This window comes from Streptomyces pimonensis, from assembly GCF_041380215.1.
GTDB classification, from domain to species: Bacteria; Actinomycetota; Actinomycetes; order Streptomycetales; family Streptomycetaceae; genus Streptomyces; species Streptomyces pimonensis.
Genome location: NZ_JAHWZY010000001.1, coordinates 188470 through 202743, shown reverse-complemented (window position 1 = coordinate 202743; position 14274 = coordinate 188470). Strand labels below are relative to the sequence as shown.

Genomic DNA, 14274 nt, shown 5'->3' with positions numbered 1-14274 from the left:
CCCGTCCGCGCCCGGTGGCGTCGGCGGCACGGACCCCGAAGGGTGCGGCACGGCTGCGCCGGTCGTGGGGAGGGGGGAGGACAGGTGTCCCGGAGAACGCGTACGCAGGAGGAGATACGGCGGTTCCTGGCCATCGGCGCGGTGCAGGTCGCCGAACTGGACCTGGGCGGTGGCGAGGCCGTGGTGAGACCCGGCCCGGGCAGCCCTCCGGTGACCCACGGCGAGGTGTTCCTGCTGGTCAGATGGGCCGGCCGCCCGGTGGGGACCCTGCTGGCACGGGTGCCGGAGGGCGCGGACCCACGGGCGGTGCTGACGGAGGCGGCCGCCGGGGTGACGGGGGTGGCCGTGGAGGCGGGGGGCGGCGGGGAGCCGCCGTACGCCTCGGTCGTCGTGGCCACCCGGGAGCGGGCCGGACAGCTCGCCCGGGCGCTGGACTCGCTGCTCGCACAGGAACATCCGCGGTTCGAGATCGTCGTCGTCGACAACGCGCCGATGACCGACGGGACCCGCGAACTGGTGGAGCGCAAGTACGGCGAGCGGGTGCGGTACGTGTGCGAGCCGGCTCCCGGACTCGCCGTCGCGCACAACAGGGGGCTGGCGGTGGCGCGGGGCGAGGTGATCGCGTTCACCGACGACGACGTGGTCGCCGATGCCCGCTGGCTCACCGAGCTGACCGCGCCGTTCGCCGCCGACCCCCGGCTCGGCTGCACCACCGGCCTGATCCTGCCCGCCCGGCTGCGCACCCCGGCCCAGGTCCTGCTGGAGAGCCACGGCGGCTTCGCGAAGGGCTTCACGCCGACGACGTACGACCCCGGCGACCCGCCCCGCGACGAGCCGCTGTTCCCCTTCGCCGCGGGCCGCTTCGGCTCCGGCGCGAACATGGCCTTCCGCACGGAGGTGCTGCGTGCCGTCGGCGGCTTCGACCCGGCCACCGGCGCCGGGACACCCGCCCGGGGCGGCGACGACCTGTACGGCTTCGTCCGTGTCCTCGCCCAGGGGCACCGGCTGCACTACACGCCGTACGCGCTGGTGTGGCACCACCACCGGGAGACCTGGGCCGACCTCGAGACCCAGGCGTACGGCTACGGCGCCGGCCTCACCGCCTACCTCACCGCGATCCTGGTCAACCGGCCCGCACTGCTGCCGGCGTTCCTCGCCCGGCTGCCGCGCGGCCTCGCGCACGCCCGCACGCTGACCGGGGCGCGCGACACGGACGGCGGCGGTCCGCCGGGCGGGCACGACGCCCGCACCCACCCCTGGCCACGCCGCCTGTCGCGGCTGCAGCGCAGGGGGATGCTGTACGGGCCGCTCGGATACCTGCGGGCACGGCGGGCACCGGGGAACGCCACGGGGCGGGGGACGGGATGAACACGGTCGTACCCGTCTTCCTCTACCACGCCGTGACGGACGATCCGCCGGACTGGATCGCCGAGTTCACCGTCACGCCCAAGGAGTTCGCGGCTCACCTCGACGCCGTCGTGGACAGCGGCCGCACGCCCGTCACCATCAGCGCCCTCGCCGACCACCTCACCGGCCGGGCCCCCCTGCCGCCCCGGCCGGTGCTGCTCACCTTCGACGACGGCTTCGCCGACCTGCCCGGGCCCACCGCCGACGCCCTGGCCGAGCGCGCGCTGCCCGCGACCGCGTACCTCACCACCGGCGCCATCACCCCGGGCGGCCGCAGTCTGCTGCCGCCCGCCCCGATGATGAGCCTGGACCGGGTGGCGGAGCTGGAACGGTCCGGCATGGAGATCGGCAGCCACACGGTCACCCACGCCCCGCTCGACACGCTGACCACCGGACGGCTGCGCGCCGAACTCCTGGACTCCAGGGCCGTGCTGGAGGACGCCCTCGGCCATTCCGTCCCCCACCTCGCCTATCCGCACGGCTACAGCAGCCCCCGGGTGCGCGCCATGGCCTCCCGCGCCGGCTACGAGACGGCGACCGCCGTGCGGCACGCGCTCAGCTCGGAGCGGGACGAGCGCTACCGCATCGCCCGCCTGATCGTCCGCCGCGGTCACACCGTCGCCGACGTCGAGGCGTGGCTGGCGGGCGGTGGCGCGCGGATCGCCCCGTACCGGGACGGGCCGAGGACCGTCGGCTGGCGGTGGTACCGCCGGGCCCGCACCGTCCTGCGCGGCCGTCCCGCCTTCGCCGGTTGACGGGGACAGGCCGGGGTCGGGCCGGGGCGGGCCGGGGCGTGCGGGAGGTACCGGGCAGCTGCCGCTTCCCTCGGCTTTCCTTCCTCCCCCACTTCTCCCGCTTCCGTAGTTTCCCTCGTTTCCTCGGCTTCATGACGAGTTCGACGTTTTTGATGTGAAAAACAGAGGTAATTCCTATACTCGTCGCGGGGGAGGGAGTCTCGGCGTGCAACACCATGTGCCCGTACCGACCACGCGGAGCGGCGCGCTGCCCGGCCCCGAGCCGGCCGCCGGCCCGAAGGAGCCGGGAGGGAACTCCGGCGGCGGCCGCAGACCCTGGCCGGTCCCGAGCGGTCCGCCCGACGCGGGGCTGCTGACGCTGCTGCTCGCCGCCGGACTGTGGTTCCACGCCCTCCCCCGCATCGGCTTCCGGGAGATGGGCGACTACGGGCTGCTGGACCGCCTTCCGGCCACCTACCACCTGTCGCTGCTGGTCCTCACCGCCGGCTTCGTCCTCAGCCTGCGGCGCGCGGGCACCGCGCCCTGGTGGCCGGCCGCGCACTGCGCCGCACTGCTGTTCGCGCTCAAGGCTCCGCCGGCGATGCTGTACGACGCCGTCCGCTACCCGTGGGCCTCCAAGCACGACGCCGTCGTCGACACCCTGCTCGCCAACGGTGAACTGCGGCCGGGTGCCGAGCTGTCGGGCAACATGTCCGCGTACGACCAGTGGCCGGGCTTCTTCACGCTGAACTCCGGTCTGGTGCGCGCCTTCGGCGTGGAGAGCGCCGCCGCGTACGCCAACTGGGCGCCGGTCGTCCTCGGCCTGCTGATGATGCCGGTGCTCGTCCTGATCTACCGCACCTTCTGCCAGGACTGGCGGCTGGTGTGGACCGCCGTGTGGGTCTTTCAGCTCGCCAACTGGGTGGGCCAGGACTACTTCGCCCCCCAAGGGCTCGCGTACCTGCTGCACCTGACGGTCGTCGCGGTGGTGCTGCGGCACTTCGTGCGCCCCGGGTCCGCCGGGCGGCTGCGCGACCGTACCACCCTCGACCCGACCGCCGCCTGCGTGCCGCCGCCCACGGGGACCCGGCAGCGCGCGGTCTGCGTGGTGGTCCTCGCCCCGCTGATCGCCGCCGTCAACGCCACGCACCAGCTCACCCCGGTGATGCTCTGCATCTGCCTGTTCGCGCTCACCCTCACGCGCCGCTACCGCAATCACGGGCTGCTGGCCGTCACCGTGCTGCTGATGCTCGCCTGGGACCTCACCATGGGGCGGCCGCTGTTCGTCGAGACGCTGTCCACCCTCAAGGAGTCGATCGGCGAACTGACGCAGAACTCCCGCGCGGGATACGCGGGACAGCTCACCGGCCCGGGGCCCGAACTCGCCGGGACCGCGGGCGTGCTGATGGTGCTCGCGGTCGCCGCGCTCGCCGGGGCCGCCCTCGTGCTGCGGCGCCGGCTGGTCCGCAGCGCGCTGCCGCTGCTGCTGGTCTCCGCCGCCCCGGTTCCGCTCTTCGCCGTCAACGACTACGGCGGCGAAATGCTCTTCCGCGTCTACCTGTTCGGCCTTCCGGGTGCGGCGTTCTTCGCCGCCGCCGCGCTCGTGCCCGCCGCGGGCACCCGCTCCGGCCGGGCGAAGGCGCTGCGGCGCAAAGCCGCGGCCGTCGCCCTGCCGGCCGTCCTGCTGGTGCTGCAGGCCGGCTTCCTGCCCTCGTACTACGGCAAGGAGAGGATGTACTACACGCCGCCCGAGGAGACCGCGCTGGTCACCCGGACCCTCGACAACGCCCCCGACGGCTCGCTGATCCTCTCCACCAGCGGCTCCTTCCCGCGGGCACTGCACCGGTACGACCGCCTCGAGCACTGGTTCTTCGCCGAGCAGGAGCTGCCCGAGAACGGGAGGATGCTGGAGGACCCGGCCCGTTACCTCGCCGACGGGATCCCGCCGGACACCAGGACGTACGTCGTCCTCACCCGCACCCAGGACGTCTACACCGCCGGCGAGGGCCTGCTGCCCGCCGGCGGCTTCGAGACGCTGCGCACGAAGCTCTCCGCCTCCCCGCTCTTTTGGACCGTCGAAAGCCATTCCTACGGCGTCGTCCTGGAGTACCGTCCGGCCGCCCGAGGATCGACCCCAAGGTGATCGAAGTGACGTTGAAGGACAACCCGTTCCGTCAGGTCAGCCCATGAGCGGCACCGACTCCTCGAACTCCGCCGGTTCCGCGGCCCCCACGGGTTCCGCGGGCGTCACCGGAACCGGTGCGGCCGGTGCCCCCGGAGGCATCCGGGTCACCGGGACGCACCTCAGAGTCCTCATCGGTGCCTCGGGCTGGCTCGCGCTGGCCGCCACCGCCGTGTCCGGTCCCTCGCCCCTGCGCTGGACACCGGTGCTGCTCTTCACCCTGTTCGGTCCGGGCTGTGCTGCGCTGTACCCGCAGCCGGGCGGGCCGGCCACCGGCGCCCGGCTGGAGGCCGTCGCGCTCGCCGCGCCGATCAGCCTCTCGCTCGGTGTGCTCACCGCCACCTCACTGTTCCTGGTGGAGAGCTTCTCGACTACCTCCTTCCTCGTCTCGCTCGCCGTCTTCACCACGGTCGTCGCGGCCCTGCCGGGGCTGCCGCTGCCCGCCGCCCGGCGCGGCGCGGTGGAGCGCGCCGGGCGCGGGCCCGCGGACGGCGGTGGCGCATGACGGGGCCGCACCGGCTGCGCGGGGAGCGCGAGCGGTCCAGGTGGCGCGCGCCGGGGGACACGGGACGCTCGAGGCGCGGTTACACGGCGGTCGTCCTGGTGACGGTCGTCGCGCTGCTGACCGGGCTCGGGTTCTGGGCCTGCCGTCCCGACGAGGCGGACCCCTCCGGCCGGGGCCTGCCCGGCGACGCGGCCTCCGGCGCACTGCCCACCGGCCCCTGCGCCCCCAGCGACACACTGGTCCCGCCCTGCGGCGCCTGGTGGGGAGCGTACGTGCCGTACGCGGAGAACGGATCGCTCAAGGACGCCGTGCTCGGTTTCGAGAAGAGGATCGGCCGCAGGCTCGACCTCGTCTACAACTACCACGACATGTCGGGCACCGAGCTCGACGGGCAGCTGCTCACCCCCGACGAGCAGGAACTCGGCAGGGACCGGCTGCTCATGCTGGCCTGGGAGTCCACCGTCTGGACCGAACCGCACCACGAGAACTGGACGGAGACCCAGCTCGGCTGGAGGAACATCGCCTCGGGGAAGTACGACGAGGAGATCATCGATCCGCAGATCCGGCGCCTCAGGGCCTACGGCAAACGCGTCTTCTTCTCCTTCGACCAGGAGACCGACGCCCGCATCGAGGAGGGCGCCGGCACCCCGGCGGAGTTCGTCGCCGCGTACCGCCACCTCCACGACCGGTTCCGTGAACTGGGGGCCGACAACGTCGTGTGGGTGTGGACCGTCTCCGGCTACCTCGGCAGCGGGAAGGAGATGAAGGCCCTCTACCCCGGGGACGAGTACGTCGACTGGATCGCGATGGACCAGTACAACTACTACGCCTGCCACGACACCACCGACTGGAAGGACTTCCTGCGCAGCCAGCAGCCCAGTTACGAATGGCTGCGCGCGAACGTCACCGACGACAAACCGGTGATGCTCGCGGAGTTCGCCACCGCTCCCGACGCCGACGACCCGGGGCGCCAGCGCGACTGGTACACCGGGATCCCCGGCGCCGTGAGGGAGCTCCCGGAGGTGAAGGCCCTGGTGCACTGGAACCGGCCGACCTCCGAGAAGCCCGAGTGCGATCTGACCGTCGACGACGGCCCGGGGCTCGAGGGGTACCGGAAGGCGGGGAGGGACGAGTACTTCCAGCAGCCCGTGCCGTCCCGTTGAGCAGTGCCCGGCTCCCGGGCCGCTCAGCGGCCGGACGGGCCGTTCCGTCCGCCGCGGAGCGCGGGCCGGACGGGCTCGGAGGGCTGTTCTCCGCCGCCGTCCAACACCTCACCGTCCGGCACCTCGTCGCCGGACTGCCCGACGTGGCCCGGCGGCCCGATCCCCGCCGGGTCCTCGCCCCGGTCCGGCTCCCCCTCCCCGCGCCTCCGACGACTCCTCCCGGACGTCGTCCCCCTCCCCGCGCCTCCGACGGCTCCTCCCGGACGTCGTCCTCCTCGCCGGGCGCCCGCTCCTCGCCGCCGGGGCCGTCCCCCTCCTGCCCGTCCGAGGCCGGCGGCCGCACGACGAACGCCACCGTGCGCGCCCGGAGGGCCTCCCGTCCGCAGCCGGGACGGCCGGTGAACGGCGTGACGGTGTCCTCGTCGTCCTCCGCTTCCTTGTGCTCGTACGCCGCCCGGCTCGTGCCGTATCCGGCGGTGGCGTCGGGCCGGGCCCGGCGCGTGCCCTACCCGGGGGCGGCGGTGGCCCGCTCCACGGGCCCGCCGGCCTTCTCGCGCAGCGCCGCACGCAGCCCGAACACCGAGACGACCGCGACCAGCGTCATGCCGGTCAGCACGGCCCATCCGGCCCCCGCGATCCCCGCCGGGGTGAACAGCACGGCCGCGCTGCCCAGCACCAGCGTGCACATCGCGCCCTGGAGCGCGGCGAGCACACCGGTGCGCCCCTGCACCCGCAGTACCCCGATGTACAGCTCCACGACCACGCGGGGCAGCGCCCCGAGCGCGAGCAGCCGCAGCACGGTCGAGCCGTGCTCGGCGTAGTCCGCGTCGAACGGCGTGAGGATCTGGGGCGCGAGGACGACCAGCACCGCGACCACCGGCACCAGCAGCAGCGTCATCCTGCGCAGCGCCCCCCGCACGCCGTCGGCGAGCCGGCGCGGGTCGTGCGAGGCGTGGGCGGTGAGCGAGGAGGCCATGTTGATGGCCATGAACTCCATCGTGCCGCCGACGGTGTACGCCACATAGAAGTAGCCGTTCTCCGCCGCGCTGAAGCGGACCGCGACCATCACCGGCAACAGGTTGATCATGGCGAGGCTGAACAGAGCGCCGAGCGAGTCACCGGCCAGGAAGCGGCCCATGGACCGCAGGCCGGGCGGTTCCACGTCGTGGTCGGCGGCGGCCTGGCGCGGGATGAGCCGACGGAAGATCAGCCAGCCGAGCGGCAGTGTGGAGAACGCGATGGCCACGGCCCAGGACACGAAGACGCCCAGCACGGGCAGCGCACTCGCGAAGACGGCCAGCAGGACCAGCTTGCCGACGGAGAACACCGCGTTCCCGGCCGGCACCCACTCGGCCCTGCGCAGTCCCGTGAGCACGCCGTCCTGGAGGGTGAGCAGCGCCCACGCCACGCACGCCGCGACGAACAGCGTCCCGACCAGCGGTGTGCCGAGGGGCGCGTAGGAGGGGCCCCACCGGTCGAGCGTGAGCAGGAAGACGCCCGCGGCCAGGGCGACGACCACCGAGCTCGCCAGGTACACGCCCCACACCAGGCGTCCGGTCTCGCGGCCGGCGCGCGGTACGAAGCGGACCACGGCGCCGATCATCGTGGTCGCGGTGATGCCGGCGAGCAGCCGCATCGCGGCGATCGCGGCGGAACCCTGGCCGACGGCGTCCTCGGAGTAGTGGCGGGCGGCCACGAGCCAGAAGCCCAGCCCGAGGACGGCGGACACACCCGTGCTGAGCATCAGGAAGTAGGCGTTCTTGAACAGGGAGTCGGATCCCGGTGCGTCCCCGGCGGACCGGGGCCCGTCGTCGGCGCCCGCCGCGGCGGACTCGTGCACCCGGGTGTCGGTCACGGCCCGGCCCCGGCGGCCGCCGTCCCCGGCCCGCGGACGGCGGCCTCCGCGTACGGCCGTGCGGGCCGAGCGAGTCCGGACGCCGGACGGGGCGGGGTGAGCAGTGCGCCGCAGGTGGACCGCACGGCGCCGACCGGGCCCGGTCCGGCGAGCGGGAGGACGGCGCCCGCCCGGACGTCGGCTTGTTCGGAAGGACTGGGGACGGAGGCCTCGCCCCGGGCCCCGGCCGGCCGTCCGCCGGCCTCGCTGCCGATCACGTGCGCCCCGCCCTCCGGCAGCGGGACGCCCAGCGCGTCGCGACGGGCCCGCGGCCGCGGCGCCGGGGTGCCGTACAGGTTCGTGGTCAGTACGGCGGACAGCGAGACCCCCGTCTGCCCGGGCACGGCGTCGACGGGCCCGTCGAACGGGTCCGACGGCGCCTGCACCGGCCGCAGTCCGGCCGCCTGCGCCACGGGGAGAACGACGCCGTCGTCGACCGGCGGCATCAGCACCCGGCCGCCCGGCGGACAGCAGTGGCGCAGCGTCGCGGACGGCCCGCCCCCGCACGACGGCACGTACACGCGTTCCCGGCCGGGCCGGCCGCTCATGATCCCTTCCGGCCGTTCCGGCTGCGATCCCGAGCGCGCCGAGCGCGGACCGGCCTCGCCCATGGTCATCCGCCCCCCCCGTGTGCCTTCGGAACACCCCCTCCCCGAGGCCTTCCGGCACCCGCCCAGAGTCGCCCCGTTCGCACCGCTCCGTCAAGATTGCGTCCATCCTGTGGATAACCCCCGGTACGCGGGGGGGAAGAGGGGGAGCGCCACCACGTCGGCTCTGCCCAAGACCGCCGTCCCACCCGTAACGTGTGGCACGGCCACGGACACGTGGAGCACTTGCGCACACGAAAGCGAGGCAGCACCCGATGCCCCCCTTCGATGTCCCCGAGGGCGATCCCTTCGGCCCGCACAACCTGCCGTACGGCGTGTTCTCGACCCCCGGTTCGCCGGAGCGGACCGTGGGCGTCCGGCTCGGCGACCACGTCCTCGACGCCGGCGCGGCGGCGCACGCCCTGGGCTCCCCCTACGCCTCCCTGCTCGCCCGCCCGACCCTCAACCCGCTGCTGGCGGCGGGCCGCACGGCCTGGTCGGACGTGCGGCGGGCGCTCACGGCGTGGGTGACCGTCCCGGCGCACCGGGAGACCGTCGGGCCCCTGTTCCACCCGCTGTCCGAGGTGACCCTGCACCTCCCCTTCGAGGTCGCGGACTACGTCGACTTCTACGCCTCCGAGAACCACGCCCGGAACGTCGGCCGGATCTTCCGCCCCGACGCCGCCGACTCCCTGACCCCCAACTGGAAGCACCTGCCGATCGGCTACCACGGCCGCTCCGGCACGGTCGTGGTGTCCGGCACCGACGTCGTACGCCCCTCCGGCCAGCGCAAGGCGCCCACGGACGCCGCCCCGGTCCTCGGGCCGTCCGTCCGGCTGGACATCGAGGCCGAGGTCGGTTTCGTGGTCGGCGTGCCGTCCGAGCTCGGCCGGCCGGTGCCGCTCGGCGACTTCCGCGACCACGTCTTCGGCCTCTGCCTCCTCAACGACTGGTCCGCCCGCGACGTCCAGGCCTGGGAGTACGTCCCCCTCGGCCCGTTCCTCGGCAAGTCCTTCGCGACCTCGGTGTCGGCCTGGATCACCCCGCTGGACGCCCTGGAGGAGGCTCGCGTCGCGCCGCCGGAGCGCACCCACGAGCTACTGCCGTACCTGGACGACGCGGACGAGGAACCCGGCGGCTACGACCTGCGGATCACCGTCGCGGTCAACGGTCACGTCGTCTCCGAACCCCCCTTCTCCACCATGTACTGGACCGCCGCCCAGCAGCTCGCCCACATGACCGTCAACGGCGCCTGTCTGCGCACCGGCGACCTGTACGGCTCCGGCACGGTGAGCGGCCCCGCCGAGCGGGAACGCGGGTCGCTGCTCGAACTGACCTGGAACGGCCGCGACGTCCTCGAACTCCCCGACGGCGAACGGACGTTCCTGGAGGACGGCGACGTGGTGACGCTGTCGGCCTGGGCGCCGGGCCCGGACGGCGTCCGCGTGGGCCTCGGCGAGGTCACGGGCCGGGTGGTCCCCGCGGTCTGACCCGTCCGGCCCTCGCCGATCTCCGACGACCCCTGACTCGCACCGCCCTTCGCCGTCATACTGGGCGTCGGGCGGTGTGCGCGTTCGCGCCTCGCTCCCCCTGCACTTCCCGCACGCCCCCAGCACGACCCGAAGCCGCCCTCTTCCGACAGGATCCGGAGCCCGTGGCATGACCGTCTGCCTGCTCCTGCTGAGCGTTGTCGCCGTGACGGCCGCCGTGCCCGTCCCCCGGGCGCTGACCCGGTCGAAGTGGCCGGAGCGGGAACCGGTGGTCGCCCTGTGGGTGTGGCAGTGCCTGGTCGCCACCGTCCTGCTGTGCTGCGTCACGGCCCTCGCCCTGGGCGCCGCCGCCGTCTTCGGCACCGTCCGCGCCCAGCTCTTCGCCCCGGCCCCGCCCGCGGTCACCGCGGCATACGACCTGTCCGCCACCTCGCCCTGGACCATCGCCCTCACCCTGCTGCTGGCGTGCGGGGCCGCCTGGACGACGGCCGTGCTCGGGCGCGAACTGGTCGAGGCCTGCCGCCGGCGCGCCCGCTCCCGGGCGCAGCTGCGGGAACGCGCCCCCGACCTCCCCGCCGGTCTGCCCGCGGCCCGCGGCCCCCTGCTGGTGCTGGAGGACGAGTACCCCGACGCCTGGTGGATGCCGGGCAGCCCGCCCCAGCTGATCGTCACCACCGGCGCCCTGCGACGCCTCACCGACCACCAGCTCGACGCCGTCCTCACCCACGAGCGGGGCCACGCCCGCGCCCGCCACGACTGGCTGCTGCACCTCTCCACCGCGCTGGCCACCGGCTTCCCCCGGGTCCCGCTGTTCGCGCACTTCTGCGACCAGACCCACCGCCTGGTGGAACTGTCCGCCGACGACACGGCCTCCCGCCGCTGCGGCCACCTGACCACGGCGCTGGCGCTGATCGAGCTCAACCAGCACCGCGGCGTGCTCTCCTGCGCCTCCAGTCGTCGCCTGCTCGGCGAACGCGTCGACCGCCTCCTGAAGCCCCCGCCCCGCCTCGACCCCCGCCACCGCGCCCTGACGACCACGGCGGCGGCGCTGGTCCCCCTGCTCCCCCTGCTGATCACCTTCGCGCCGGGCCTGACCGCCCTGCCGTAGCCGTCATGACCGAGTGCCGCGAACGCTGCGGCGCCCAGGGCCTGATCCTCGCCAACGGCATCGCCGGCCGGCTCGCCGTGAACGGGGGCGCCATCACCGCCGAAGGCGCCGACAAGGTGATCCGGGTCAAGGCCGCGGGCGAGATGCTGCTCGGTGGCCTCGCGCTCATGCCGGTCAGCGGTACAGGGCGCGGTGGCAGGAGTAACCGAATGCGTTGCCGATGCTGAGGACGTACACGACGCGACCGCAGAAGTCACGGTAGTCGGCCCGCTGGGCCTCATCGAGGTCGAGGGAGGTGACCGGCCCGGCGGACGAAGCCCGTTGGAGCACCTCCAGCAGACGCCGCGGGGCACTGAGCTCCATCACCTCCACCGCGCGCCGGAAGTCGTCGACGAGGTCCGGCCCGTGGTCGGCCAACTCGTCGAGAGCCTCCGCCAGGGGGCCGCCGGTCCTCGTCCGTGCCTCCCGCAACAGGTCGCAGCAGGCCCGCAGGGTGCACAGGTGGCCGAGTGGCAGCTTCACGGCGTACAGGCTGGGCAGCTCACGGCCGTCGGGGCCGTAAAGGGTGTAACCCGCGGACGTGTGCCGCTCCGGGCCGACCACCGCGGTGGTCTCCGGCCACCGCAGGGGGGCGGGCAGACACTGCCGAATCCGGTCCCAGCTGTCGTAGGCGGTGCAGATGGTCTCGGCCTCGGTGCTGTCGAGGTCGGGCAGGCAGAAGTAGTACAGGTGGTGCAGCAGAGGCTGCTCGATCGCAGTGAACTTGCTGATGAACACGGGGTCGTCGGGTATCAGGATCTGCATCGCGCATCCTTCTGTTCATCAGCGGTGCAGGACTTCGGACGCCGGGTGCGAACAAGACGGTGGGGACGTGGGCTCCCCGGGGCGCGGGCCGGCGGAAGCCGGGACCGGGGCCGGAGCCGGTACTCCCGGCCCCACCGCGGGAGCGCGGCGGACGGGTCCCACGGCCGGCGCGGACCGCTATGCGCCCGGCACCGCAGGGTCGTCCGGTCACCGTGAACGAGGACCTCGCCGGACTCCTCGTCCCCCTGCCCGCCCGCACACCGCGCACGGTGGCGGCGTGAGCGAGCGTCCGGGACGGGTGCGGGCATTCCGGCCGACTCGCGGCCGGCCCGGCGGCCTAGGTCCAGTCCGGTTCCGGCTCCTCGTCGGGCCGGTCGTCCGGACCGGGGGCGCCCGAGCCGGGGGCGCCGGGATCGCCGGTGTCCAGATCGCCGGCATGCGGACCGAAGGCGTCCGGGCCGGGAGTGCCGGGATCGCCGGTGTCCGGACCGGGGGCGTCCGCGTTCATGGGGCCGGAAGCGGCGCCGTCGGGCCCCTCCAGTCCGGCCAGCACCGCCACCACCCCCTCCCCGTACGTCGCCAGCTTCTTCTCCCCCACCCCGCTGATCCCGCCGAGCTCGGCCACCGACGTGGGCCACGCCGTGGCGATCTCCCGCAGTGTGGCGTCGTGGAAGATGACGTACGCCGGGACGCCCTGCTCGCGGGCCTGCTCGGCGCGCCAGGCGCGCAGCGCCTCGAACGCGGGCTGAAGCTCCTCGGGCAGCTCGGCCGCGGCGGCCTTGGCCCTGCGTTCGCCCCGGCCGCTCGTGCTCCGGTCCGCCGCCGGCTTCTTCGGCTCCTTGCGCAGCGGCACCTCCCGCTCCCGCCGCAGCACCGCCCCGCTGGCCCCGGTCAGCACCAGCGTGCCGTACTCCCCCTCGACCGCGAGCAGCCCCTGGGCCAGCAACTGGCGCACCACACCCCGCCATTCCGCCTCGGTCAGCTCCTCACCGATGCCGAACACCGACAGCTGGTCGTGGTCGAACTGGATGACCTTGGCCGTGCGCCGTCCCAGCAGGATGTCGATGATCTGCACCGCGCCGAACTTCTGCCCGCGTTCCCGCTGCAGCCGCACCACCGTGGACAGCACCTTCTGTGCCGCGACGGTCCCGTCCCAGGTCTCCGGCGGGGTGAGACAGGTGTCGCAGTTGCCGCAGCCCGCCGGGTCGGGGTCCTGGCCGAAGTAGGCGAGGAGCTGGCCGCGCCGGCACCGGACGGTCTCGCACAGGGCGAGCATCGCGTCCAGGTGCTGGTTCGCCCGCCGCCGGAACGCCTCGTCGCCCTCGCCGGACTGGATCAGCTTGCGCTGCTGTATGACGTCGTTGAGCCCGTAGGCCATCCAGGCCGTGGACGGCAGTCCGTCGCGCCCCGCGCGGCCCGTCTCCTGGTAGTAGCCCTCGACCGACTTGGGCAGGTCGAGATGGGCGACGAAGCGGACGTCCGGCTTGTCGATGCCCATGCCGAAGGCGATGGTCGCCACCACGACCAGGCCCTCCTCCCGCAGGAACCGCGCCTGGTGCGCGGCGCGCGTCCCCGCGTCGAGACCTGCGTGGTACGGCACCGCCTCGATGCCGTTGCGGTTGAGGAACTCGGCGGTCTTGTCCACCGAGTTGCGCGACAGGCAGTAGACGATGCCGGCGTCCCCGGCGTGCTCCTCGCGCAGGAAGTTCAGCAGCTGCTTCCTGGGGTCCGCCTTGGGCACGATCCGGTACTGGATGTTGGGCCGGTCGAAGCTCGCCACGAAGTGCCGGGCGTCCGGCATGCCGAGCCGCTCGGTGATCTCCCGGTGCGTGGCGTGCGTGGCCGTCGCCGTGAGCGCGATGCGGGGCACGTCCGGCCACCGCTCGCCGAGCAGGGACAGCATGAGGTAGTCCGGCCGGAAGTCGTGCCCCCACTGGGACACGCAGTGCGCCTCGTCGATCGCGAAGACGGAGATCTTGCCACGCGAGAGCAGGTCCTGGGTGCTGTCCAGCCGCAGCCGCTCCGGTGCGAGGTACAACAGGTCCAGCTCGCCGGCGAGGAACTCCGCCTCGACGACGCGCCGCTCGTCGAAGTCCTGCGTGGAGTTCATGAACCCGGCCCGCACGCCCAGCGCCCGCAGCGCGTCCACCTGGTCCTGCATCAGCGCGATGAGCGGGGAGACGACGACTCCCGTACCCGGCCTGACCAGGGCCGGAATCTGGTAACAGAGCGACTTGCCGCCGCCGGTCGGCATGAGCACGACGGCGTCGCCGCCCGTGATCACGTGCTCGATGACCGCTTCCTGCTCGCCCCGGAAGGCGTCGTACCCGAACACCCGGTGCAGCGCGGCCAGCGCCTCGCTCTCCATCACTGCCATCCCGCCACTACCGCCCGTCGCCG

General features: G+C 73.8%; 11 protein-coding genes and 1 pseudogene. 8 read left to right on the top strand and 4 right to left on the bottom strand.

Going from position 1 to position 14274, the window contains the following annotated elements; all coding sequences use genetic code 11:
• The first annotated feature begins 84 nt into the window (after positions 1 to 84).
• The 5 genes from KYY02_RS00975 to KYY02_RS00955 all read left to right on the top strand — a co-directional run bounded on the left by KYY02_RS00975 (position 85) and on the right by KYY02_RS00955 (position 5991).
• Complete coding sequence (locus tag KYY02_RS00975) at positions 85 to 1368, top strand: glycosyltransferase (RefSeq protein WP_371235453.1); 1284 nt, start codon at positions 85 to 87, stop codon at positions 1366 to 1368.
• Positions 1365 to 2162, top strand: coding sequence for a polysaccharide deacetylase family protein (locus KYY02_RS00970; RefSeq protein ID WP_371235452.1), 798 nt, complete (start codon positions 1365 to 1367; stop codon positions 2160 to 2162). The genes KYY02_RS00975 and KYY02_RS00970 overlap by 4 nt, the downstream gene beginning before the upstream one ends.
• Before the next feature lie 205 nt (positions 2163 to 2367).
• Positions 2368 to 4284: a hypothetical protein gene (locus KYY02_RS00965; RefSeq protein ID WP_371235451.1), complete on the top strand. Its 1917-nt coding sequence runs from the start codon at positions 2368 to 2370 to the stop codon at positions 4282 to 4284.
• A 43-nt stretch (positions 4285 to 4327) separates the two neighbouring features.
• A complete protein-coding gene (locus KYY02_RS00960) occupies positions 4328 to 4828 on the top strand; it encodes a hypothetical protein (protein ID WP_371235450.1) in 501 nt (166 codons plus the stop codon).
• Positions 4825 to 5991 carry a glycoside hydrolase family 26 protein gene (locus tag KYY02_RS00955; RefSeq protein ID WP_371235449.1) on the top strand — a complete coding sequence of 389 codons (1167 nt, stop codon included), beginning with the start codon at positions 4825 to 4827 and terminating at the stop codon, positions 5989 to 5991. Before KYY02_RS00960 ends, KYY02_RS00955 begins: the two co-directional genes overlap by 4 nt.
• A 505-nt stretch (positions 5992 to 6496) precedes the next feature.
• Here the strand turns inward: KYY02_RS00955 and KYY02_RS00950 are convergent.
• Complete coding sequence (locus tag KYY02_RS00950; protein WP_371235448.1) at positions 6497 to 7846, bottom strand: lipopolysaccharide biosynthesis protein; 1350 nt, start codon at positions 7844 to 7846, stop codon at positions 6497 to 6499.
• Entirely contained in the window at positions 7843 to 8433 is a 591-nt protein-coding gene (locus KYY02_RS00945; protein ID WP_371235447.1) for a hypothetical protein, read from the bottom strand. Before KYY02_RS00945 ends, KYY02_RS00950 begins: the two co-directional genes overlap by 4 nt.
• Before the next feature lie 314 nt (positions 8434 to 8747).
• On the opposite strand from KYY02_RS00945, the gene fahA reads away from it, so the two are divergent.
• The 3 genes and pseudogenes from fahA to KYY02_RS00930 form a co-directional block, all read left to right on the top strand.
• A complete protein-coding gene (fahA, locus tag KYY02_RS00940; RefSeq protein WP_371235446.1) occupies positions 8748 to 9962 on the top strand; it encodes a fumarylacetoacetase in 1215 nt (404 codons plus the stop codon).
• 169 nt (positions 9963 to 10131) lie between these two features.
• On the top strand, positions 10132 to 11070 hold the full coding sequence (locus tag KYY02_RS00935; RefSeq protein ID WP_371235445.1) for a M56 family metallopeptidase: 939 nt from the start codon (positions 10132 to 10134) through the stop codon (positions 11068 to 11070).
• Positions 11064 to 11249, top strand: a pseudogene (locus KYY02_RS00930) (acyl-CoA dehydrogenase family protein); the annotation flags it as partial. The gene KYY02_RS00935 and the pseudogene KYY02_RS00930, both read left to right, overlap by 7 nt.
• Here KYY02_RS00930 and KYY02_RS00925 read toward each other — a convergent pair.
• Both KYY02_RS00925 and recQ read right to left on the bottom strand, forming a co-directional pair.
• The gene (locus tag KYY02_RS00925; protein WP_371235444.1) at positions 11245 to 11874 is read right to left on the bottom strand and encodes a hypothetical protein; all 630 of its coding nucleotides are present in this window, start codon (positions 11872 to 11874) and stop codon (positions 11245 to 11247) included. The pseudogene KYY02_RS00930 and the gene KYY02_RS00925 sit on opposite strands and share 5 nt — an antisense overlap.
• 337 nt (positions 11875 to 12211) lie before the next feature.
• On the bottom strand, positions 12212 to 14251 hold the full coding sequence (recQ, locus tag KYY02_RS00920) for a DNA helicase RecQ (protein WP_371235443.1): 2040 nt from the start codon (positions 14249 to 14251) through the stop codon (positions 12212 to 12214).
• Between the last annotated feature and the right edge of the window lie 23 nt (positions 14252 to 14274).